Below are 21318 nucleotides of genomic sequence, written 5' to 3' on the forward strand. Positions count from 1 at the left end.
CCGGCGCGGAAGGGTCAGGCCCCGGGCTTCTGCAAATCCTCGTTGTAGGCGCTCGTGGAGCGGCCGAGCGCGGCGACCTCGGCGTCCATCCGCGGCAACAACTCGGCGGTGGTCCTGCGGATGGGGAACGCCCCGACCGGGGTGGACAGCACCGGCTTGAGCCAGCGGAACGCGCCGACCCAGGGCGGACAGTAGACGTGGTCCCGGCGGCCCTCGATGCCCTTCACCAGGGCGTCGGCGCACTTGTCGACGGTGGTCGTCTTGTTCAGCGGCCAGGGCAGCTTGGCGAGCAGCTCGCCGAACGAGGGCAGGTCGCTCTTGGTGTCGCGGACCAGCGCGGTGTCGATCCAGGACATGTGCGAGGAGCCCACCCCGACGCCCCGGTGGGCCAGCTCCAGGCGCAGCGCGTCGGCCAGGATCTCGACGCCGGCCTTCGACGCGTTGTACGGCGCCAGCCCGGGGGCCGCGGCGTATGCCGCCAGCGACGAGACGACGAGCACGTAGCCACGACGCTCGATCACCGCCGGCAGGGTGGCCCGCACGGTGTGGAACACGCCCAGCACGTTGACGTCCAGCACCCGCTTGAACGCCTCCGGATCGACCTGCAGCACCGACCCGTAACTGGCGATGCCGGCGTTGGCCACGACGACGTCGATGCCGCCGAAGCGTTCGACGGCCTTCGCGGCCGCCGCCTGCATGGCGGGCAGATCGCGCACGTCGGCGACCGCGGTCAGCACCGGGTCCTCGCCGAGCTCGGTGGCCAAGGCGTCGAGCTCGACCTTGTCCAGGTCGGTCAGCACGAGTTTGGCGCCCCTGTCGCGCAGCCGGCGGGCGATCTCGGCCCCGATGCCCCGGGCGCCACCGGTGATGAAGACGACTTTGCCGCGCAGCGATGTCATGGCCCAAAAGGTACCGCCGCGCCGCCTACAGGTCCACCCCGAGCAGCGCATCGACCGCGGTCGCGACCAGCCGCGGCGCGGCGGCGTCGTGGCCGCCGTATTCGAGCGCGTCGGTAACCCAACCATCAAGGGCGGCAAGGGCTTTGGGCGTATCCAGGTCGTCGGCCAGGTAGCGCCGCACCCGGGCGACGACGTCGGTGGCGTCCGGGCCCGACGGCAGCGCCGCCGCGGAGCGCCAGCGCCGCAGCCGGGCCGTCGCCTCGTCGAGCAGCTGCTCGCTCCAGAAGCGGTCGGCGCGGTAGTGCCCGGCGAGCAGGCCGAGCCGGACGGCCGCCGGCTCGACGCCCCGGGCGCGCAGCGCCGAGACCAGGACCAGGTTGCCGCGGCTCTTGGACATCTTGTGCCCGTCCCAGCCGATCATCCCGGCGTGCACGTAGTGGCGGGCGAAACGCCGCTCCCCGCCGACGCATTCGGCGTGCGCGGCGGTGAACTCGTGATGCGGGAAGATCAGGTCGCTGCCGCCGCCCTGGATGTCCAGTCCGCCGCCGAGACGGCTGAGCGCGATCGCCGCGCATTCGACGTGCCAGCCGGGCCGGCCGGCGCCGAACGGCGACGGCCAGCTGGGCTCCCCGGGCCGCGCGGCCCGCCACAGCAGGGCGTCGAGCGCGTCGGACTTGCCCGGCCGCTCCGGGTCGCCGCCGCGCTCGGCGAACAGCCGCAGCATGGTCTCGCGGTCGTAGCCGGACTCGTAGCCGAACTGCAGGGTGGCATCGGCGCGGTAGTAGACGTCGGGGTATTCGTCCTCGACGGCATAAGCCGCGCCGGCGGCGACCATCTTCTCGACGAGCTCGACGACCTCGGCGATCGCCTCGGTGGCGCCGACGTAGTCGTGGGGCGGCAGGACGCGCAGCGCGGCCATGTCCTCGCGGAACAGGGCGACCTCGCGGTCGCCGAGCTCACGCCAGTCGATGCCGTCGCGGTCGGCGCGCTCGAACAGCGGATCGTCGACGTCGGTGACGTTCTGCACGTAGCGGACGTCGTGACCGGCGTCCAGCCAGTGCCGATACACGAGGTCGAACGTCAGGTAGGTGGCGGCGTGCCCCAGGTGGGTCGCGTCATACGGCGTGATCCCGCAGACGTACATGCCGGCGACCGCGCCCGGGCCGGTCCCGACCGTCACCGGGCGGACCTGACGGTCGGAGGTGTCATAGAGCCGCAGCTCCGGGCCGCGTCCCGGCAACTCCGGGACCCCGGGTGAACTCCACGACTGCATGCCCTCGACTCTAAACGCGGTCGGTCACCGGTAGGCGTCGCGTATCGCTCCGAGCAGAATCGACGCCAGCTCCGCGCGGCACATCACGAAGTCGGGCAGGTACGGGTCGAACTGGTTGTAGCGCAGCGGGGAACCGTCGAGGCGCGACGCGTGCATGCCGGCGGCCATCAACACCCCCGCCGGCGCCGCCGAGTCCCACTCCCATTGCCCGCCCGCGTGCACGTAGGCGTCGACCTCGCCGTCGATCACGGCCATCGCCTTGGCGCCCGCCGAACCGATTGCCACCGGCTGGATGGGCAGCATCTGATGGATGCGGTAGAGCACCGCGGGCGGCCTGGTGGCGCTGACCGCGATCCGGATGGTGCCGGTGACGCCGACGCGTGCGGCGTCGGCGGTCACGGTGTCGCTGCGGTACACCGTGTTGCCGCGGGCCGGCAATGCCACTGCGGCGTCGGTGATCTCGCGCCGCCCGTCGGTGGGCCGCTGCCACAACGCGATGTGGACCGCCCAGTCGTCGCGGCCGGGGGTGGAGAACTCCCGGGTGCCGTCGAGCGGGTCGACGATCCACACCCGGTCGCGCTGCAGCCGGACCAGGTCGTCGTGGGCTTCCTCGCTGAGCACCGCGTCGCCCGGACGCTCGGCGCGCAGCCGCCGCAGCAACAGGTCGTTGGCCAGCCGGTCGCCCGCGTCGCCGAGCATCCACGGATGACCGAAGCCGATCTCCTCGCGCACCTTGAGCAGCAACTCCCCGGCGTCGGCGGCGAGATCGGCGGCCAGTGCGGCATCGGTCATCTCATCCGCGTCGGGGCTCACCGTCTCAGTATCGCCGACGCCGCCCGCGCCCCCTCGTCAGAGCCCGCGTCAGAACGCCGGCCACGGAATGGGACGGTGCCGGTTGGGTTCGGGCATCACCGGCTTGTCCAGCAGCACCTGGGCGCGCCCGCGCAGGGCCAGGATCTCGGCCGGGGTGACGAGCCCGGCCAATTCGTCGCACAACGAACCGCGCAGGGCGTAGACGAGGCCGGCGACCGCCTCGCACGTCGGGTCGTCGATCGGCTTGCCGGCCCAGCCCCACAACACCGTGCGCAGTTTGTTCTCGACGTGCAGGCAGACCCCGTGGTCGACCCCGTAGACCCGCCCGTCGATCCCGGACAGGACGTGACCGCCCTTGCGGTCGGCGTTGTTGACCAGGATGTCGAAGACCGCGATCCGGCGTAGCCGAACGTCGTCGGCGTGCATCAGGACGACCTCGTCGCCGGCGTAGTCGTAGGCCCGCAGCACCGGTAGATAGCCCGACTGCGGCTTGCCGGCGGGAAACAAATCGATCAGGTCCGGTCCCGGCCGGGGATCGGAGCCGACCGCGTCGCCGGGTTGCTGCACCCACAGCTGGACCATGCCCGGGCCGGCGGGCCCGTCACGAATCACGCTGTAGGGCACGATGTCCCAACCCAGCTGCGCCGACACCAGGTAGGTGCCGACCTCCCGACCGGCCAGAGTCCCGTCGGGAAAATCCCACAGCGGCTGCTCCCCGGAGACTGGCTTGTAGACGCAGTGCACGGTCGACCGGCCCAGGGTCGCCTCGCACAGGAAGGTGGCGTTGCTGGCCGAGCGGATCCGTCCGAGGATCGTCAGCTCGCCGTCGCGCAGCACCTCTCGCCGGTCATTCGTCGACGTCATCGCCGAGCCCGAGCAGCGCGCCGCGCCTGTAGCCGTTCGTGCGCGCGCAGATGTGGCCGTCAGGGTCCAGCGGCTCCTCGCACAACGGGCAGGGCGGGCGTCCCGCGGAGATGACGCGGTTGGAGCGGCTGGCGAACTGCCGCGCCGACTCCGGCGTCAGGAACACCCGTACGGCGTCGGGGCCCTCCTCGGTGTCGTCGAGCACCACCGAGGCGTCGAACTCGCCGTCGGTGACCGCCAGCAGTTCGACCACCACCGTCTGGGCCTCCGAATCCCAGCCCAACCCCATCGTGCCGACCCGGAACTCCGCGTCGACGGGCGTGACCAGCGGGCTGAGGTCGTCGATCTCGGAGGGCTCCGGCGGCACGGGTGTACCGAATCTGCGGTTCACCTCGAGCAGCAGCGCACCGATGCGTTCGGCCAGCACCGCAACCTGTTGCTTCTCCAAGATCACGGACACCACCCGCGCATCGTGCACGGCCTGGATGTAGAACGTGCGATTGCCGGGCTGGCCGACAGTCCCGGCCACGAATCGGTCGGGGGTGCGGAAGACGTGAATTGCGCGGGTCATGGCACTTCCAAAATACCGACTGTTGGCATCGCTGTGCGATCCGATGGGGGCCCGATCGTCGCGCGGCAGCGAAATCAGTCGGTCGAGCCGCCGATCACCGCGTCGCTGGCCGGCACCGCCGCGGCCGGTTGAGCTTGCCCCTGTCCCCGCTCCTCCCGGGCGTCGTCCTTGGGGGTGGGCGCCGCCCGCAACGCGGCCGAAAGCCGCGCTCCGGTGTGGTTGACGTGCAGCACGAACGGCCGCAGCTCGGTGTAGCGGATGACGCTGACCGAGATCGGGTCGGCGGTGACGCGCTGGAAGCCGTCGAGGTGGATGCCGTAGGCGTCGGCGATCACCGACTTGATGACGTCACCGTGGGTGCACGCCACCCACAGCGCGTCGCCCCCGTGTTGCTCGGCCAGCAGACGGTCGTGTTCGCGTACGGCGGCCACCGCGCGGGCCTGCACCTGTGCCAGCCCCTCACCGCCGGGGAACACCGCTGCGCTGGGGTGGGCCTGGACCACCTTCCACAGCGACTCGCCCGCCAGTTCACCGAGTTTGCGACCCGTCCATTCCCCGTAGTCCACTTCGGCGAGCCGGTCGTCGATCAGCGGCTCGAGGCACAGGGACTCGGCGAGCGGCTCGACGGTGCGCCGGCAGCGCAGCAGCGGGGAGCAGACGACCGCGCGGATCGGCAGGTCGCCGATCCGGTCGATCAGACCGGTCGCCTGCTCACGTCCCTTGTCGTCGAGGTCGACGCCCTCGGACCGGCCCGCGAGGACGCCCGCGGTGTTTGCGGCGGACCGGCCGTGCCGCACCAACATCACGGTCATGCCGCGGCCACCGCAGCCGAGACGACGGCCGAGAGCCGAGCTGTCGTCGAAACCGCAGTCACGACCCCGACGGTACCTGGTGCGGAGGGCTGCCGACCGACCTGACTAGCGTGAGACCGGCACTGCGTGCGCGACCGAGTCGCGCACCGCCGCGGTCAGGCTGCGCTCGTCGGTGAGGTCGATGTCGACCAGGCCGCGGACCGCGGTGGCGACCACCTCTTCGGCCTGCGGAACCGGCCCGGCCAGGCGCGGCCGGTACACCTCGACGACGAGTGCTCGGTGCTCGATGCGGAAGGAGAAACTACGTCCGTCTCCGACCCGCCCGTAGCCACTGGCGAAAATCCCCGTCAACATGTCCTCGACCGCGAAATGGTCGTCTACGACATGCCGGTCAACGGTGACGGTCATGTCGCGACCATACCTCTCCGGTACGGCCCGGTGTCGCCGACATGGCCGTATCGGAAACGAAACCGTTCCTTAGAATTGACCTTTCCGTTATCCGACCCGAGGTTGCCCGTTGCCGTCACGACAGAAATCCGGTAAGCGACCTGTTCAGCGGCGCCTTACCACATTGCTGGGGTTGCTGTCGCTGCTCACGGCGTGCTCCGCGAATCCGCTCGAGGCTCCCCCGCCCACGATCGAACCGGCCCAGCCGGCCGTGTCGCCGCCGCCGACGCAGGAGCCGGCCGGTTCGGTGCGGGCCCTGGCCGGCCACGCCACGGCGGCGGTCTTCGACGGGGCCACCCACCAGCTGGTGGTCCTGACACCCGGTCCCGACGCGGCGGCCCCGGCCGCCCTCACCGCGTTCGGCGATCCGCGGGGTGCGCCACGCGTCGTCACGCTGCCGGGTCCGGCGACGGCGCTGACCGGCGACGGCCACGGCACCGTCTACCTGGCCTCCCCCGGCGGGTACTTCGTGGTCGACGTGGCCAGCGGCCACACGGCCCACGCGACCGTCGCCGGGGCCGGGCAGGCCCAGTTCACCGCGATCGCGCAACGCGCCGACGGCAAGTTGGTGCTCGGCAGCGCCGACGGCGCGGTCTACATCCTCGGCTCCACCACGCCGGACCGTGACGGCACCGCGACCGTCGCCGGCCGGAGCAAGATCTTCGCGCGCGTGGATGCCCTTGTCGCCCGAGGAGATACCACGGTGGCACTGGACCGGGGACAGACCTCGGTGACGGCGATCGGCGCCGACGGCCACGCCCAGCAGGCGCTGCGGGCCGGCGAGGGCGCGACCACGCTGGCCGCCGGCCCGCTGGGCGTGGTGCTGGCCGCCGACACCCGCGGCGGCCAGCTGCTGGTGTACACCGTCAACCCGCTGATGCTGCACCAGGCCTACCCGGTGCGGCAGTCCCCCTACGGCCTGGCCGGTTCCCGCGAGTTGGCCTGGGTATCCCGGACCGAATCGAATACGGTGGTTGGTTACGATCTGTCCACCGGAATTCCCGTCGAAAGGGTGCATTACCCCACCGTGCAGCAACCGAACTCGCTGGCCTTTGACGAAGCGTCGGGCACCCTGTACGTGGTGTCGGGGTCCGGTGCGGGGGTCCAGGTCATCGAGCACGCGGCGGGCGGGCGTTGACCGCGCCGCGCCGGGCCGCGTTGCCCGCGGGCTGGGACACCGAGATGTCCGACGAATACGAGTGGGCGCCGTTGCGCCTGCCCCCGGACGTCACCCGGATCAGCGCGTCCACCCGACTGTCGATCGAGGCCGAATACCGCGGCTGGGAGTTGACCCGGGTGCGGCTCTACACCGACGGCAGCAGACGGGTGTTGTTGCGCCGCAAGAAAACTCGCTTGGACCGGGCCGACGCCACCGGGCGGCGGCCCGACCAGCCGGAACTGTGACAGCCGTCGAACGGCGCGAATCCGCCCATCGCATATACGGTTTGGTGCGCCGGCTGCTGTTCGCCGTTCCGCCCGAACGCATCCACATGCTGGCCTTTGCCGTGCTGCGCGGCGCGGCGGCCGTCGCCCCGGTGCGGCGGGCGCTGCACCGGCTGTTGGCGCCGTCCGATCCGGTGCTGGCCGGCACGGTGTTCGGGGTGCGTTTCCCGGGTCCGCTCGGGCTGGCCGCCGGTTTCGACAAGGACGGCACGGGGCTGCGCACGTGGGGCGCCCTCGGGTTCGGGTATGCCGAGGTCGGCACCGTCACCGCGCGCCCGCAGCCGGGCAACCCGGCCCCCCGCATGTTCCGGCTGCCCGCCGACCGGGCCCTGCTGAACCGGATGGGCTTCAACAACCTCGGCGCGGGCACGCTCGCGGTCCGGCTGGCCCAGCACCGTGCCGCCGTGCCGATCGGGGTGAACATCGGCAAGACGAAGACGACCCCGGCCGCCGACGCCGTCGACGACTATCGGGCCAGCGCCCGCCTGGTCGGCCCGCTCGCGTCGTACCTGGTGGTCAACGTGAGCTCGCCGAACACCCCGGGGCTGCGCGACCTGCAGGCCGTCGAGTCGCTGCGGCCCATCCTGGCGGCCGTCCTCGCGGAAGTCTCGGCGGCTCCCGGGCCCTCGACCCCGGTGCTGGTGAAGATCGCACCGGACCTCTCCGATTCCGACGTCGACGACATCGCGGACCTGGCCGTCGAGTTGGGCCTGGCCGGAATCGTCGCCACCAACACCACCGTCTCGCGCACCGGACTGAGCACCCCCGGTGTGGACCGGCTGGGTCCGGGCGGCATCTCGGGACCGCCGGTGGCGCGCCGCGCCGTCGAGGTGCTGCGCCGGCTTCACGCGCGGGTCGGCGACCGACTGGTGCTGATCAGCGTCGGGGGCATCGAGACCGCCGACGACGCGTGGGAACGCATCACCGCGGGGGCCTCGCTGCTCCAGGGCTACACCGGTTTCATCTACGGCGGCCCCCTGTGGGCCAAGGACATTCACGACGGCATCGCCCACCGGCTGCACGAAGGAGGCTTCGCCTCACTCGGCGACGCCGTCGGCTCGGCGGCCAGGCCGGGACATGCGCCGCCGTGACGCGGGCCCTGCATGCCCCGGCGCCGATGGGTCGCAGGGGGAGCCCGCGTTCGCGATCGGGTGAGCGGGATCGAGTCGCGCTTGAAGTTCAGCGACTCTCGCGCGGGTGGCCGACCATACCGTTCCGGCCGGAGCGCGCATGTCGGGATGACGCGTGGACAGCACGACATCGACCGGTCGCGGTGCGCATGACCTGTCGGCTGCCGCGGCCACCGCAGGGGCGGGCTTTGCGAGCAGCCCGGCGATGTATCCTGCCCACTCCAATTTCGTCACTCCGTCGACGCCCACGGCGTGATAGATACCTCGCCGGGCATTCGTCGCCATGGTCATGGCGGTCACCCGCACGACATGCTCCAATGGAATCGGATAGCGTCTCCGGCCGTCGCAGCGAAGCGGTGCACACTGTCGTATCGCGTTGAACGCTTCGGCAACAAAGTCTCTGCTCCCGAACAACAGCGGGAGACGTATCACCACGTTGTCGCCGTCGCCGAGCAGCAGTTGTTCGGCCTCGGACTTATGACGGCCATACACCTGCTGAGGCGCCACCTGAGCGTCCTCGAAGTAATTCCCGGGGGCCCCGAAGACGTAGTCGGACGAGTAATAAATGACACGACTCCCGATACCTGCCGCCGCCGCTGCCACCTTGCGTAACCCGCGAACGTTGACATCGTAGGAGACCGACGGATTCCGCTCGCACCGATCTGGATCGGACAGAGCCGCAGCGTAAATCACGACGCGAGGTCGGACAGCTTCGATACATTCGACCACGTCACTGCCGGATCGGACGTCAACCCCGCGGGTGTTCGACGCAGTCGGGTTTCGCGAAGCGCTGCTGACCGACACTCCGTATCCAGGTAGCAGCCGGCTCAATGCTTCCCCGACGCGACCGCCCGAACCGAAGATCAGGACGTCAGTGCGCGAAACAGCCATCGGACCAGGGCTTGGAAATCATCGCGTCCACCATCGCATTTTTCGTTCTCACATCAGTCCGACATCGCGATTCTGTCCACCCACACGGCCAGGGCATTCGAACCTGGACCATCGATGTGCTCGCGCGCCGCCAACTTCGCACGGTCAGTCGCCGCACCCACGGCCACACCGTAGCCGGCCATGTGCAGCATCGGCGCATCCGAGTCGCTGTCACCAAAGGCCACGACGTCGTGCATGCCTACGCCGAGGGCCTGGCACAGCACCCGCATCGCCTGCGCCTTCCCTACGCCCTTGCTCTGAATGTCACAGCAATCGCGCCCGCTGGCCACGGCGTCCAAGCTCGAATATGTTTTCATATCGCGGAGCAATTGTTTGCAGGCCGCTTCCTCACCCCGACACATGACTTTCAAAACAGAGATCCCGGCTAGATTCGGCAGCGCATCCGAGGTAAGTCGCTCGTCAACGGTCAAACCAGTCGCTCGTTCTTCCACGTCCATGAATTCGGCGGGTCCGAACGCCAACCAGCGGAGTCCCTCACACAGGTAAAAGTTCACCGCACCGCCAGCGATGGAAAACCGGCGGAGAACCTCGGTCAATTCCCCGGTTATCACAAAACCCTCGGCGATCAACTGCCGGCCGGACGCACTCCTGGCCAGCGCGCCGTTGTAAGCGATCAAGTGCGCGTCCACCCCGATCGCTCGCGCAAGCAACACCAAGGATGCGATCGGCCTGGAGCTGACGAAAACTATCTCAAGCCCTCGCATCTGCAGTTCTCGGAGGGATGCCGCCGTGGCGGTGGCAACCGGGTGGTCCAAGTCCAACAACGTACCATCGATATCGAATGCGACGAGTCGCGCGTGGACATCGTGCATATCGCCTACCCCTCGAGTCGCCATTCATCGTGATCGACATCGTTCATACGACTCAACCCGCTGCGATGCGATTCACTCGAGAACGGCAGTTCAATTGACAGTTTCCGCAGCACATCCGCAAGCAGCAAAGCACCCGTCGCATAGATAGCTACCGCCACATTCGGCGATGCCTCTGGGTGGATATGAAACGGCATGTCGGAACAAAAATGCATGGCCTCGTTGAAGTTGATCCTGAGGTCCATTTCTTCGGTATCCGCGCGCAGAACGTCTGCAACGACCTTCTGCATGGAGTTCTTCAATCGCCGATATATCCTGACCAGATGCGGCGATCTGAAGCCGAATTCGACAACTGCCGCATCGGCCTCGAGACGGTGTCTTATCTCGTGACGGCCCTCATGCAACAAGTCGTAGAGACCGTTGTAGCTGTGCGCCAACTTCCCGATGTCATAGTAGATATCACAGGCGGGATACCCGCGCGGATCGACCAGCCAAAACTTGTCCGATTCCTGATCGTACAAGATGTTCTCTAAGTGCAGGTCACCGTGAATATAGGGCGATACCCCGGGCGGCGCCAATTCTGTCGAGGCACGACTGCTGCGTTCTAATTCGAGCAACATCGCGGGGATGTTCGGTATTACTCTCCCATTGACCTGTAAGCAACGACTCTCTACCAGCAGAGATAATTCCGCGTCGAGATCGATCGAAACTCCGAGACGGTTCCAGACGCGGCTGAAATGGTAGTCCTGCACGTAGGTGGACGGCGGCTCGGCCAGAAACGGCAGGTATGCCTGATGATACTCGTAGTCAAGCACTTGCTTCAGTACAGAAGCCGCTTGATCGGGCGTGATGCGAAGGTTGAGCAGTAAGTCACGGAGGTTTGGCTGGCCGACATAGTCAAGCCCGAGACAGACAGCATCACCTTCCTCGTGGGAAAACAATAATTTCGGGTAGTAAGGGCTGAGCGCGGCCGGAAGACGGGCATAGAAACGCTTCTCATCACCCAACTTAACCGAACCGCGGCCGTCGGCTTGTTTATGAAAATATTTGCGTACGCCCGACTTGGCGAAAGACCCTCCGACGCGAACCGCATCATCGGCGACGAGCTCTTCGACGGTGTAGCGGTGCAAGCCCCTCGTGTCGCTCAATTTGCGCAGTTCAGAATCGAAGGCACACGGGTCGGTACAGTTTATCCTCAGTAAATCTGCGCACTCGAGACGGGCCGCCACGATCTGACCGCTGTCGCTGGGATCCCACACGATGAAATGCGCAGGCAGGCGCACCGACCTCAACGTCAAAAGGCGTACCACCGGAGGTATCAGCTCCCGGCCCGAACGGATGACGATCACGTCGTCGTCGGGAGGACAGTTGTCCATCAGCTCACCGAGATCATCGTTGGCGTAGAGCGTGATCACATCGTTCACGCCGTAGCGTTGAAGCTGATACTGGATGGATTCGTGCAGAGCGTCCGGCTCTGCATTGGAATAGGTTCGTTGCGATTCGTCCACGATTATTCCGTGTACGCGTGCGCTGCGACCGAGCGCTGCCTGGATGAACTCGCTGAGCGGAGCACCCAAAATCTTCGCCAACCTGTCGAGTACGGTGACATCGGTCAGGACGCGTTCACCTCGTTCAACCTCAGACACCCAGCTGACAGCTTTGTCCATCTCGGAGGCCAGCCGCTCACGCGACAAGCCGGCTAAGCGGCGATGTTGGTGGACGAGGTCGGCGACGGTTGATTCAGGCTCAGCCACGATGCCCCATGAGCGGTGATCGCTCGGCCGCACCGTTCGCGGGTCGGGGCCACTGTGGTCTGGGCCTGCGGGCGAAGTTCTCGCTCGGGCAACCGGATCGTGACTGTGCCGACGGTCGTAGGTCCCCAGGCCAGTGCAGTGCAAGGAGGTGCGGTTGCACGCCGGGCAGGGCGCGGGTTCCCGAAACGCGAGCGTCGACACCCGGTGTGTCCAGACCCAAGGGCGGGCGGTCACACATCTCCAACTCGCTGACGAGTGCGAACATCAATGCCTTTCTGGGCTCATCGCAACGTGTTTGTGGCACCGACAACGTGAATGTCAGCCAGTATCGAGGCTACCGAATCCCCAGCCGAGGGTGCCGCCACAGGGTGTATGAGTCAAGCGGTGTAGCTTGCGAGAAAGAAGGTGAGTGCTGTGGCTGGTGCGATGGTCGATGAGAAGACCGCCGAGGTCGTGCTGATCCTTGATCCCGGCCAGCAAAAGATTTTGACGATCTTCATCACCGACACCGACAGCACCGCTGAGACCGTCGCCACACACCAAATACACCTCGCCGGACGCCGCCAAAATCAACACTGGAACGCGCACAAGACCGAACCCGCCTTCGAGGACATACTCGCCGAGCTCCGCGGAACCCTTGTCGTAGAACGAATTACGGGCGCTTTCGCGCCGCGACCTGCCCCTCACGAGTACCGCGACCACGAACTGGCCTGCGCGGCAGCCGCCGCATACTCCAACTGCGAAACTCATAGAGAATGATACTCGGCACTACGCCGTGAGATAGCGCGCGGCGCCACAGGCCGTATTCATCCTGGGCGACTTCGGTTTCCGGGCCGGACAAGGCGCGGTGCGCTTCCTCGATCGGGCAGTTGATCTTGGGGCAACGCCAAAGAACCGGCTTCGGGGTTGCCCGCACGGAGGCGGCCGTCCTCACCGAATCGCATCCAGGCGATGTCGTCGCCAATGGTCTCGGCCTTCCACCCATCAAGCGTCGGGGAGAGCATGGCCAGGTTGGTTTTGCCGCACGAGGAAGGGAAGGCTGCGGCGATCGCGGCCGCGGGCCGCGGGTTGCTCATCTTCGCCCTGGTGGCGCCGAATGTCTTTGCCGCACTGGGGATCATCGTCGCCCACGCCTACGCCGGTCCCGCTCACATTGAGTTCCAGCCGGGAACCTACATCCTGTTCGCAGTACTGTGCGCGGCGGCGTCCTACATCGCCGTGCCCGCGGTGCAGCGACTGGCAATCCCCGAGGCGAGTCCGACGCTGCCGCTGGCCGCATCACTGGGATTGACGTTCTCCTATAACGTCACCATCGGAATTCCGGTCTATATCGAGATCGCACGCCTGTTCAATTGACCGCGCTTTCGCAGATCAGACCTCCACGGCGGCAGGACCTTCACTTCTTGGGCGTGCCGCGCGGCTGGGCCGAGCTTGAACCGGTCGAGGAGCGCCAGATTTCCCACAATCATGGTGCTGAAAGAAGTAGAGTCGAGTCCCATGGTGGAGATCAGCCCTCAGCAGATTGGTGCACTCAAGAATGCGGTCGTTGCCGCGGGAGCGACGGAATATCTCGGGCTGCCACCACAACAGTTCGACGAGTACATACACGCACTGGCCTGGTTCATGGGTGGTCCGCTCGATTCCGTGGATGCGTTTGTTACCCAGGTTCCGGGCACCGTCACCGAAATGGGTGGCGACGCAAACCAGCACCGGGTGTACTGGCTGCGCGGCGACGCGATCGGTTCCCTCGCCGTCGGCCGCACCGAATCCGCGGAGGGTCCGCTGCAGTTGAGCGGGTACGTTCGGCCCGTTTCGGACATCAGACGGCTCGACTTCCGAAACGCTCAGTTCTGCTGGCCTACTCATGGTGGGCCACCGGAGGTGCGCCCTGAGGTGGTACGGATTCGATTCGATGATCTGGCTGTCGCCGTTACGGTCGCCGGCAGACCAAATCAGGAGGCACGCGACCAAGCCCTGTCCTTCATCAGCTCTCTCCAGCAGGCAATGGCCGGGCAGGCCGCCGAACCCCACCACTGAACCGGCGACAAGTCACCCGTGGTCGCGGAGGCAGGCTCCATAGAGTGCAGTTGCAGGCAGTGGCAATGACATCTCCGTGGAAGTAGCCCGTGGATCACGCGCGACGACTGTGTGCCTCAATCGACGCCGTCCGACCCTTACGAAGTCGTGGGCGCGCGGGGTCGGGCCGGTGCATCGGGCTGGGGTGGAGTGCTAACCGACTCAAACTGTTCCCGTGCGCGCCGATCCCGCACTTGTTGACCGTCATCGAGGCTGCAGACGTTGCCGTCATGGCCGGTGTGGAGGGTGCTGATGAAACGAGGATCCTTCCGCGAGCGCGCAGGATCTTCGTCGGTGCGGTCACGGCGTCGTCGGCGTAGTGACGTCACATGATCAGTGATTCAGTCCTGGCCGCTTCCGGTGACGGCGATGCTGGCGGATTTCTCGTCGACGGTGTCGAGGACTTCGCGGCAAGCGCCGCAGTCAACGCACACACCGCATTGGCAGCGTTCCAGCCGCCGGTGTTGCCAGAACCGATCCGGGACAGCCGCGTTGGCCTCGATTTTTCATGGTGGGTCGGGTGCTCCCGTGAGGTGTGCTGAGGTCTGCTGGTGGGCGTGGTTTTCGGTCGCAGGGTAGGTGCCGGCGCCGCGTGTCGTGCGGTGGCGCCGGGTTCCTTGGTCCCGGTGGGTGTTGCTCCTTCCTGGGGTTGTTCGGACAGGTGCCAGGTGGTCAGGGGATCGCCAGCACGCGGTGGAACGCGGTTTCCAGTGCTGTTGCCCAGGGCCAGGTTTGGGGTATTCGCAGGATTTGTTTGCGGGAATGGCTGATGATGCGGGCTGCGGTGTGCAGCAGCCGGTAGCGCAGGGTCTGTGGTTCGGCGACGGCCAGGGTGCCATCGAGCAGCAGCAGCCGGGTCCAGCACAGCAGGTCGACGGCCAGGGCGACTGCGGCCACCCACGCGCGGTTCATCGCATAGGACGATGACGGCCATTTGGCCAGGCCGGTGTCTTTGGCGCAGCGGATGAATCCTTCGACGCGGGCGTGCACCCGGTGGCGGGCTTCCAGACGCTGGGCTTGCCCGCCGGCGGTGTTGGTGGCCACCGGTTGGTAGCGGTAGCCGTTGGTCTGCTCGAACAGCGAGAGTTGTGCTCCGGTCTCGATGGGTTCGCGGCGCACCAGGATCCGCATCCCCGCTGGCCAGGTGGATAGTTTGTCGCCGCCGCGGCTTTCCCGCAGCAGGCCGGTGACCTCGGCGACCTGTGCGTCCTCGCGCGGGGTGCCGGTGGCATCCAGTGCTGGTTCCCACCCGGTCTCGGGCAGCAGCGCCAGCGCGGCACGCACCCGGGCATCCAGGTCGAAGCCGACCGAGTACGCGATGCTGTAGCCGGCGCGGGTGTTGAGCTTGGTGATGTGGTCGATCACCTTGTGGCTGGAGCCCGCACCGTCGATGGTGATCAGCAGGTTGTGCCGCCACTTGGCGGGGATCGCGGCGATCGCGGCGTCGATGATGGCGATGTGATCGGCGGCGGTGTTGGAGCCGGCGTTACCGGCTCGCGCGATGATGGCCAGCAGCTCGCCGGTATTGTCACACCACGCAGTCAGCGGATGAAAACCGTATCCGCCCTTGAAATTTCCCGCTGCCGATTCCTTATCGGAGTACGAGGTGATCAAGGTGGCGTCGATGCGGATGCAGATCACATCATCGAGATCACCGTAGCAGGTGGCCACCGGCGGAATCTTCCCGTGGCGGGCCTCGATGCGCTCCCATACCCGGGCGCGGACCCGATCCCGCGCCAGCGCCAGCGCCAGCCGCCCCAGCGCCGCGTCGTCGAGTTCGTTGAGTGCCCGCCATGCCGTGGTGGTCGAGGCGACCGGCCCGAACACCCGCTTTTGATCGCCCAGGACCGCGATGTCGCAGATGCTGGTCGCGCCGTCGGCGATCCCCACCGCCAGGTCCCGCATCACCGCTCCCCGGTCGTGGACCACGTCGGGCCGGTACAGCGCATCCGACAATGCGCCGGTCAGCCCCGTCTTATCGGCCAACATCCGGGTGATCACACTGCCGGTGTGTGACACCACATCGTCGCCGCGGACCTCCACGTCGAGGTGCCGGGACCATTCTGTTGTAGCCTGCATCTGAAAGGTGCACCCGTTCTCTGGATTTTCCGAGCCTTAACAACCCTGATTATCCTTGAGCGAGTGCACTTTTCGCGTCTAAGACACCCCAAAGCCGACCATCCCCGTGAAAAATCGAGGCAAGCTTGTGCCATACCGGGCTGCCCGAGCGGGTCATGATCTGCATGGAGGCTGCGACGTATTCGGAGTCGGTGATCTGCACGCCGAGCTTGGGTTCGGCGGCCTCCAGCGGCCCCATGCAAAATGCGATCACGTACATGGTGCGCCCGGCCATCGCCCCGCGATACTCCTCGGTCATCACCGTTTTCATGTCGACGGGATCCATCCAGTTGTTGGTGGGCCCCGCATCGGAGGAATGCTGGGAGCAGATGAACGTCCGGTCCTCCACGCGGGCGACATCCTCGGGGTCTGACGCGCACCAGAAGGAGTTGGGCTTTTTCGACAGCGCGACGAAGGTGCCTTTATCGACGAGAAGTGTGGTCAGCCTGCGCCATTCGGCCTCGGAGCCATCGCACCACACGACCGCGTCGGGGCTGGTCAGCTCAGCCACGTTGTTAACCCAGTCCACGATCGCGGCAGCGGCGGTCGGCGCGGTGTCGAGGCCGGTGATGATGGCGGTGCTCATAATGATTCCCCTACGCAATGTTGGTGTTGGGCCATTGGCCGATGTGGCGCGGCGTCGGCGTGGCGGATCGGGCGACGCGGCGAGCGATGCTCGCCCAGGGCCCGGGCCACCTCCGCGTCCACCGTGGGTACCAGCAACGATTCGGTTAGCGCGGGCACGATCTGGCCGGTCGGGGTGATCGCCGCCAGCGCTCGAGCACACGCCACGAGGACGTCGATCGTCAACCTCACGCCGTTGCGCCCGCACAGGGCGGCCAGCAGGCCGGGCAGTACCAATGCGCCGTAATCGAACCGCTCGCGCGGCAGTCTCAGTGTGCGCCCGGGCGCAGCGGTGTCGGGAGCGCTGCCGGCGAGGTCGATCAGCAGGTCTGCGTGCGCCATGACGGCGCGCAGCGGATAGTCCTCCGCGGCGCGCTGGTTCCAGCAGACACCCGGCGCGGATCGGCGTGCGGTCGCGGACAAGGGCTGCGTAATTTTCCATCACCGTCCACGCGAGCCGGTCCGGATCTTGTGCGCACGGTCCTGGTGCAGAGCTTGGTGATCTGGGGGCTCTGACCCCGATTACGCCGACGTCGATTCCAGTGACATCCGGGCCGGTTACCACGAATGCGCCTCCATTCTGGGGTTTTGCCGCCATTGATGTTCCGTTCCCGCCAACCCTGTCCACGCATGATACGCATATTAGAAAGTCTGCAAGTAGTGGGGAAAAGGGTCCGCCTTCCGCCGTCCGTTCAGCTCCTCGACTCGGCCACCAGTGCTTCCGGAAGGTCTTCGAGGGTTTCAGCCTGACCCGCGACCACCCCGCTGAGGATCGATCGGGCGACGCCCAACAGCTCGGCCACCTGCGGTGAGGTCAGCGTGTAGCACACCGACAACCCCTGCCGACGAGCGGTGACCAGACCGGCGCGGCGCAGGATGGACAGCTGCTGAGAGAGATTGGCCGGCTCGATGCCGACCTCGGGCAGCATCTCGGATACCGCGTGTTCGCGGGCGCTGAGCAACTCGAGGATCCGGATGCGGGCCGGATGACCCAGTGTCTTAAAAAACTCCGCCTTCATCCGGTACAGCGGCTGGCGTGCGTCCGTCACGATGCCCTCCCAACCGACCAAAGTATTTGTTACTTGCGAAGTTTAGCAAAGTGCTGCAATAGGGGGAAGGGTGCCGATGCGCGCTCACAGGTCGTTGCCGGCGTAGGACAGATTGAAGCTCTTGTTGGTCAGCGGGAAGTCGGGGACGATCGTGTCGGTCATGGCGACCGGCAGTGCGGGCCAGTTGAACCAGGACGGGTCGACGATCTTGGCGCGCGTAATGCGCGAATCGGCGTCGATCTCGACGCGGTGCACAATGGTGCCGCGCCAGCCTTCCACGATGCCGACTCCGCTGCGCGGGCTCTCCATCACCGGTGTAGGTGTCCTGTATTGGATGGGGCCACCGTGTGATTCGACCAGGTAGCCCGCCAATACGGCGGAGGCCGCAAATTCGTCGCGCCGGACCGTGTAGCGCGCCAGGACATCGCCGGTCGGCTGGCTGATCTCAGTGATGGGCAGCGTGGTGGTGGGATGCTCGAGTCGGGCGTCGGTGCGGATGCCGCTGGCGCGTGCGACATAGCCCAGGCAGCCCATGGCGCGGGCGTCGTCGGCGGCGAGCAGGGCGGTGCCGGCGAAGCGGTCGTAGACGACGCTGTTACCCAGCGTGAGCTCGGCGACCTCGGCGAGGTCGGCGGCGAGGCGGCGCAGCTGCCCGGGATCGGGCAGCTGGTGCAAGGTAACCCCGCCCGGGCGGATGGCCCCGCGCAGCAGCCGGTGCCCGGTGACGGCGGCGTTGATGCGAAGTAGTTGTTCGCGGATGCGTTGTGCATGCCCGTTGGCCAGCGCGAATCCGACGTCGTTGGCGAGCGCACCGAGATCGGCGGCGTGATTGTAGAGCCGTTCCAGCTCCACGATCATGGCCCGCAGCCGGTGGGCGGGGTCGGGCAACGCCATCCCGAGGGCGTCTTCGACAGCGAGGCTGTGCGCGAGGGCGTGCGCTGCGGACGTGTCGCCGCTGACCCGTTCGGCGAGCTCCACCGCATCACCGGCGATGCGGCCGTGGAAGAGTTGCTCGAGGCCGCGGTGCAGGAACCACAGCCGCGCTTTTAGCCGCAGCACGGTTTCGCCGACGACGGAGAACCGGAAGTGACCGGGCTCAATCAGCCCGGCGTGCACCGGGCCGACCGGGATTTCATAGACCCCGGTGCCGTTGACCGTGAGGAACGGGAAGTGGCCGCTGGACGCGAACTGCGGCGCCGGGCCTGCGTCGACACGCATCGGGTGCCAGCCTTCGGGCCAGTGCGCGTGCCGAACCAGGCGGCGGGGGCGGGGATGCCCCTTCGGCCGGATGCCGTACAAGTCGAGCATTTCGCGTTCGAAGCGGCCCGCCGGGAAAGACAGATACGCCAGCGACTGCACCGACGGACTACCAACGGGGACGATACATTCGAGCTCGACACGGCGGTCGGGCCAGCCGGCGACGAACAGGTAGATGACCCGCAGCCGGTCACCGTCGTCGTGGGCGGCAACCAGCGCCAGCCGGAAACCGCTCGCCAGGAGTTCTTCGGCCTTGTCGGTCAGCCCGTCGTCGGACACCCGGTACCGCAACCACGTCGGGCTCACCGAACTACTCCCAGGTGGCTGGCCGCGGTCATGAACAGCTGAGCCAGCGGCCCGGCGGTGACGCCCAGGACGCACGAGGCGGCGACGCCGACGAGCAGGGCCCCCGCGACGGTGGCGGGCACGGGGATGGGGGGCGCGGCGCCATCGGCCGCAGCGCCGAGCAGCATGCGGCCCGCATTGCGCACCAGTGCGGCGAAGGCGATGGCGATCAGCAGCATCGCGGCGCCGAGGACCCACGCCAGCCGGGCATCGGCCAGCGAGCGGGCGATGGCCAGCTCGCTGGCGAACATGGCGAACGGCGGCAAGCCGAGCAAGACGATCAACCCGACGGCGAACGTCCCCCCGATCAGCCGCGAGCGTTGCACCACCGCGGTGATATCGGCGATGGCGGTGGAGCCGTGTGCAGCCTGCAGTTGTCCGCTGGCGAGAAACAACACCGTCTTGCCGATACCGTGCGCCAGGACGTGCAGCAGCAGCGCCGCGATCGCCACTGCGGTCCCGGCGGCCGCGGCGATCGCGATCAACCCCATGTTCTCCATCGACGAGTACGCGAGCATTCGCTTGACATCGCCTGTCACGGTCAGCATCAGCGCCGCGATCACCAATGTGGCCAGCCCGACCGTGAGTAGACCTTCGCGCAAAAACGCCGGACCGGCGGCGGCGTCGACGATCGGTTTGAGCCGCAGCAGCACCGAAATCGCGACCGAGAGCAACACCCCGCTCATCAACGCCGACACCGGGGCCGGTGCCTGGCTGTGCGCGTCGGCCAGCCAGGTGTGAAATGGCGCCAGACCGGCCTTGGCGCCGTAGCCGATCAGTAGCAGACCGCCGGCGAGTCGGGCGACCGCCGGATCCAGGGTGTGTGCCTGCTCGGTCAGCATGTCGAGGTTCAGTGCGTCAGTGACCGGCGCGCCGGCGTGACGGGCGGCGAAGTACAGCAGCACGGTACCGAGGAAGGCGATCGCGATACCGACCGAGCAAATGATGACGTATTTCCAGGTCGCTTCCAGCGCGGTGCGGGTGCGGCGGTGCCCGACCAAAAAGGCGGTGATAACGGTGGTGGCCTCGACGGCCACCCAGATCACACCGATGTTGTTGGCGCACACCGCTAGGACCATCGCGGCGAGGAAGGCGGGCGTGAGCGCCCCGTACAGCCGGGCCCCGCCGGCGTCGGTGTGGCCGTGGGCGCGTTCGGCGTCGATGTAACCGATGCTGGCCCAGGTGGCCAGGGCGCCGACGACTCCGATGACGATCAGCATGGTGACTGACAAGGCGTCCACGCGCAGCAGGCCACCGAGCGCCAGATGTTGACGCGACCCGACACCGAGTCCGAGCAGCGCACCGCAGCCCAGCACCGTGGCCGCCGAGAGAACTGTCAACGATGCGGTGAGGCGGCGCCACCCGAGCGCCACCGCAGCACCCGAGGCCGCCAGCGGTGCGAGTATCGCGGCCAATAGCAGGCTTGTCATCAGTCGCGTAGCTCCCGTAGTTGGTCGAGGTCGGCGCCCCCGAAGGTACGGCGCAGGCGGCCGGTAAGCACTCCGATGACGATCACGGCGAACAGCACGTCCAGTGAGGCACCGAGCTCCACGATCAGCGGCACACCGGCGGTCAGCAGGAACGCGGTCGCGGCGATCCCGTTGTCCAGCATCAGAAATCCCGCGGCCTGAGACAAGGCATGCAACCGGGTCGTCATCACGAACAGGGCGATCAGAATCACCCCGAACGCGGCCGGGACCGCATTGGTCGTGGCACTCGGTTCCAGGTTGGCCATCGGCCGGGTGACCGCGAACGCGACAACGGTCAGCGCCGCCGCGATCAGCAAGGAGGTCGCCGTGTTGATCAGGGGGGTCGCTTCGCGGTGGTCGCGTTGCTCGGCGCCCACTGCGCGGGCCAGCAGCCACGGCAAAACCAAGGCACGCAGCAGTAGTACCGCGACGCCCACGGTGATCAGTGCCGGGTCGTTGTCATGCGCTCCCCGCACGATGGGAATGGTGGCCAGTGCGATGCCTTGCCAGGCCAGCAGGCGCCCGATGGCGCGCACGTCGCGGCGCCACACGATCAATACCGCCGCCAACAGGAGACCGCCCGCGGCGAAATCGGTCATGATCGCGAAGTTCAT

General features: G+C 67.2%; 22 protein-coding genes and 3 pseudogenes. 7 read left to right on the top strand and 18 right to left on the bottom strand.

What is annotated here, in order from left to right:
* Positions 1–14: 14 nt before the first annotated feature.
* From ACJ512_RS16760 to ACJ512_RS16790, 7 genes are all read right to left on the bottom strand, one after another.
* Positions 15–899, bottom strand: coding sequence for an SDR family oxidoreductase (locus ACJ512_RS16760; protein ID WP_407686568.1), 885 nt, complete (start codon positions 897–899; stop codon positions 15–17).
* A 25-nt stretch (positions 900–924) separates the two neighbouring features.
* Positions 925–2172, bottom strand: coding sequence for a cysteine--1-D-myo-inosityl 2-amino-2-deoxy-alpha-D-glucopyranoside ligase (gene mshC, locus ACJ512_RS16765; RefSeq protein WP_407686567.1), 1248 nt, complete (start codon positions 2170–2172; stop codon positions 925–927).
* A gap of 24 nt (positions 2173–2196) precedes the next feature.
* A complete protein-coding gene (locus ACJ512_RS16770) occupies positions 2197–2964 on the bottom strand; it encodes a 3'(2'),5'-bisphosphate nucleotidase CysQ (protein ID WP_407686596.1) in 768 nt (255 codons plus the stop codon).
* A 69-nt stretch (positions 2965–3033) separates the two neighbouring features.
* Positions 3034–3849, bottom strand: a complete 816-nt coding sequence (locus ACJ512_RS16775) for an SCO1664 family protein (RefSeq protein WP_407686566.1) — start codon at positions 3847–3849, stop codon at positions 3034–3036.
* Entirely contained in the window at positions 3833–4420 is a 588-nt protein-coding gene (locus ACJ512_RS16780; RefSeq protein WP_407686565.1) for a DUF3090 domain-containing protein, read from the bottom strand. The genes ACJ512_RS16775 and ACJ512_RS16780 overlap by 17 nt, the downstream gene beginning before the upstream one ends.
* 74 nt (positions 4421–4494) lie before the next feature.
* Entirely contained in the window at positions 4495–5232 is a 738-nt protein-coding gene (locus ACJ512_RS16785) for a histidine phosphatase family protein (RefSeq protein WP_407686564.1), read from the bottom strand.
* Positions 5233–5337: 105 nt separating this feature from the next.
* Positions 5338–5640, bottom strand: a complete 303-nt coding sequence (locus ACJ512_RS16790; protein WP_407686563.1) for a hypothetical protein — start codon at positions 5638–5640, stop codon at positions 5338–5340.
* Between the two features lie 172 nt (positions 5641–5812).
* Here ACJ512_RS16790 and ACJ512_RS16795 point away from each other — a divergent pair, with 172 nt between their 5' ends.
* From ACJ512_RS16795 to ACJ512_RS16805, 3 genes are read left to right on the top strand one after another with little or no spacing between them, the layout of a single operon-like run.
* Positions 5813–6817, top strand: coding sequence for a YncE family protein (locus tag ACJ512_RS16795; RefSeq protein WP_407686562.1), 1005 nt, complete (start codon positions 5813–5815; stop codon positions 6815–6817).
* Complete coding sequence (locus ACJ512_RS16800; protein ID WP_407686561.1) at positions 6814–7083, top strand: DUF5703 family protein; 270 nt, start codon at positions 6814–6816, stop codon at positions 7081–7083. Before ACJ512_RS16795 ends, ACJ512_RS16800 begins: the two co-directional genes overlap by 4 nt.
* A gap of 32 nt (positions 7084–7115) precedes the next feature.
* Positions 7116–8213 (top strand): quinone-dependent dihydroorotate dehydrogenase, encoded by a 1098-nt coding sequence (locus ACJ512_RS16805; protein ID WP_407686595.1) that lies wholly within the window; start codon positions 7116–7118, stop codon positions 8211–8213.
* Here the strand turns inward: ACJ512_RS16805 and ACJ512_RS16810 are convergent.
* The 3 genes from ACJ512_RS16810 to ACJ512_RS16820 are packed head-to-tail and all read right to left on the bottom strand — an operon-like array spanning position 8160 to position 11766.
* Entirely contained in the window at positions 8160–9143 is a 984-nt protein-coding gene (locus ACJ512_RS16810; protein ID WP_407686560.1) for an SDR family oxidoreductase, read from the bottom strand. The genes ACJ512_RS16805 and ACJ512_RS16810 overlap by 54 nt on opposite strands.
* A 53-nt stretch (positions 9144–9196) precedes the next feature.
* Positions 9197–10015 (bottom strand): HAD-IIB family hydrolase, encoded by an 819-nt coding sequence (locus tag ACJ512_RS16815; RefSeq protein WP_407686559.1) that lies wholly within the window; start codon positions 10013–10015, stop codon positions 9197–9199.
* A 5-nt stretch (positions 10016–10020) separates the two neighbouring features.
* A complete protein-coding gene (locus ACJ512_RS16820) occupies positions 10021–11766 on the bottom strand; it encodes a helix-turn-helix domain-containing protein (RefSeq protein ID WP_407686558.1) in 1746 nt (581 codons plus the stop codon).
* A 414-nt stretch (positions 11767–12180) separates the two neighbouring features.
* Here ACJ512_RS16820 and ACJ512_RS16825 point away from each other — a divergent pair, with 414 nt between their 5' ends.
* Positions 12181–12525 (top strand): hypothetical protein, encoded by a 345-nt coding sequence (locus tag ACJ512_RS16825; RefSeq protein WP_407686557.1) that lies wholly within the window; start codon positions 12181–12183, stop codon positions 12523–12525.
* A gap of 133 nt (positions 12526–12658) precedes the next feature.
* On the opposite strand, the pseudogene ACJ512_RS16830 reads toward ACJ512_RS16825, so the two are convergent.
* Positions 12659–12818 (bottom strand): annotated as a pseudogene (locus ACJ512_RS16830) (phosphoenolpyruvate carboxykinase domain-containing protein); the annotation flags it as partial.
* Here ACJ512_RS16830 and ACJ512_RS16835 point away from each other — a divergent pair.
* The 3 genes and pseudogenes from ACJ512_RS16835 to ACJ512_RS16845 all read left to right on the top strand — a co-directional run.
* Positions 12817–13122 (top strand): annotated as a pseudogene (locus ACJ512_RS16835) (sodium-dependent bicarbonate transport family permease); the annotation flags it as partial. The pseudogenes ACJ512_RS16830 and ACJ512_RS16835 overlap by 2 nt on opposite strands.
* A 141-nt stretch (positions 13123–13263) precedes the next feature.
* Positions 13264–13803 carry a hypothetical protein gene (locus ACJ512_RS16840; RefSeq protein ID WP_407686556.1) on the top strand — a complete coding sequence of 180 codons (540 nt, stop codon included), beginning with the start codon at positions 13264–13266 and terminating at the stop codon, positions 13801–13803.
* A gap of 368 nt (positions 13804–14171) precedes the next feature.
* Positions 14172–14384, top strand: coding sequence for a hypothetical protein (locus tag ACJ512_RS16845; protein WP_407686555.1), 213 nt, complete (start codon positions 14172–14174; stop codon positions 14382–14384).
* Between the two features lie 130 nt (positions 14385–14514).
* On the opposite strand, the gene ACJ512_RS16850 is transcribed toward ACJ512_RS16845, so the two are convergent.
* The 7 genes and pseudogenes from ACJ512_RS16850 to ACJ512_RS16880 form a co-directional block, all read right to left on the bottom strand.
* Positions 14515–15921, bottom strand: coding sequence for an IS1380 family transposase (locus ACJ512_RS16850; RefSeq protein ID WP_461479773.1), 1407 nt, complete (start codon positions 15919–15921; stop codon positions 14515–14517).
* Between the two features lie 121 nt (positions 15922–16042).
* Positions 16043–16546, bottom strand: a pseudogene (locus ACJ512_RS16855) (phosphoenolpyruvate carboxykinase (GTP)); the annotation flags it as partial.
* Complete coding sequence (locus ACJ512_RS16860) at positions 16543–17007, bottom strand: hypothetical protein (protein ID WP_407689284.1); 465 nt, start codon at positions 17005–17007, stop codon at positions 16543–16545. The gene ACJ512_RS16860 and the pseudogene ACJ512_RS16855, both read right to left, overlap by 4 nt.
* A gap of 269 nt (positions 17008–17276) precedes the next feature.
* Positions 17277–17603 (bottom strand): ArsR/SmtB family transcription factor, encoded by a 327-nt coding sequence (locus tag ACJ512_RS16865; protein WP_407689285.1) that lies wholly within the window; start codon positions 17601–17603, stop codon positions 17277–17279.
* Positions 17604–17717: 114 nt separating this feature from the next.
* Positions 17718–19196: a hydrogenase large subunit gene (locus ACJ512_RS16870; RefSeq protein ID WP_407689283.1), complete on the bottom strand. Its 1479-nt coding sequence runs from the start codon at positions 19194–19196 to the stop codon at positions 17718–17720.
* A complete protein-coding gene (locus tag ACJ512_RS16875; protein WP_407689282.1) occupies positions 19193–20665 on the bottom strand; it encodes a proton-conducting transporter transmembrane domain-containing protein in 1473 nt (490 codons plus the stop codon). Before ACJ512_RS16875 ends, ACJ512_RS16870 begins: the two co-directional genes overlap by 4 nt.
* Complete coding sequence (locus tag ACJ512_RS16880) at positions 20665–21318, bottom strand: hypothetical protein (protein ID WP_407689281.1); 654 nt, start codon at positions 21316–21318, stop codon at positions 20665–20667. Before ACJ512_RS16880 ends, ACJ512_RS16875 begins: the two co-directional genes overlap by 1 nt.

This window comes from Mycobacterium cajalii (genome assembly GCF_045809005.2).
GTDB lineage: Bacteria > Actinomycetota > Actinomycetes > Mycobacteriales > Mycobacteriaceae > Mycobacterium.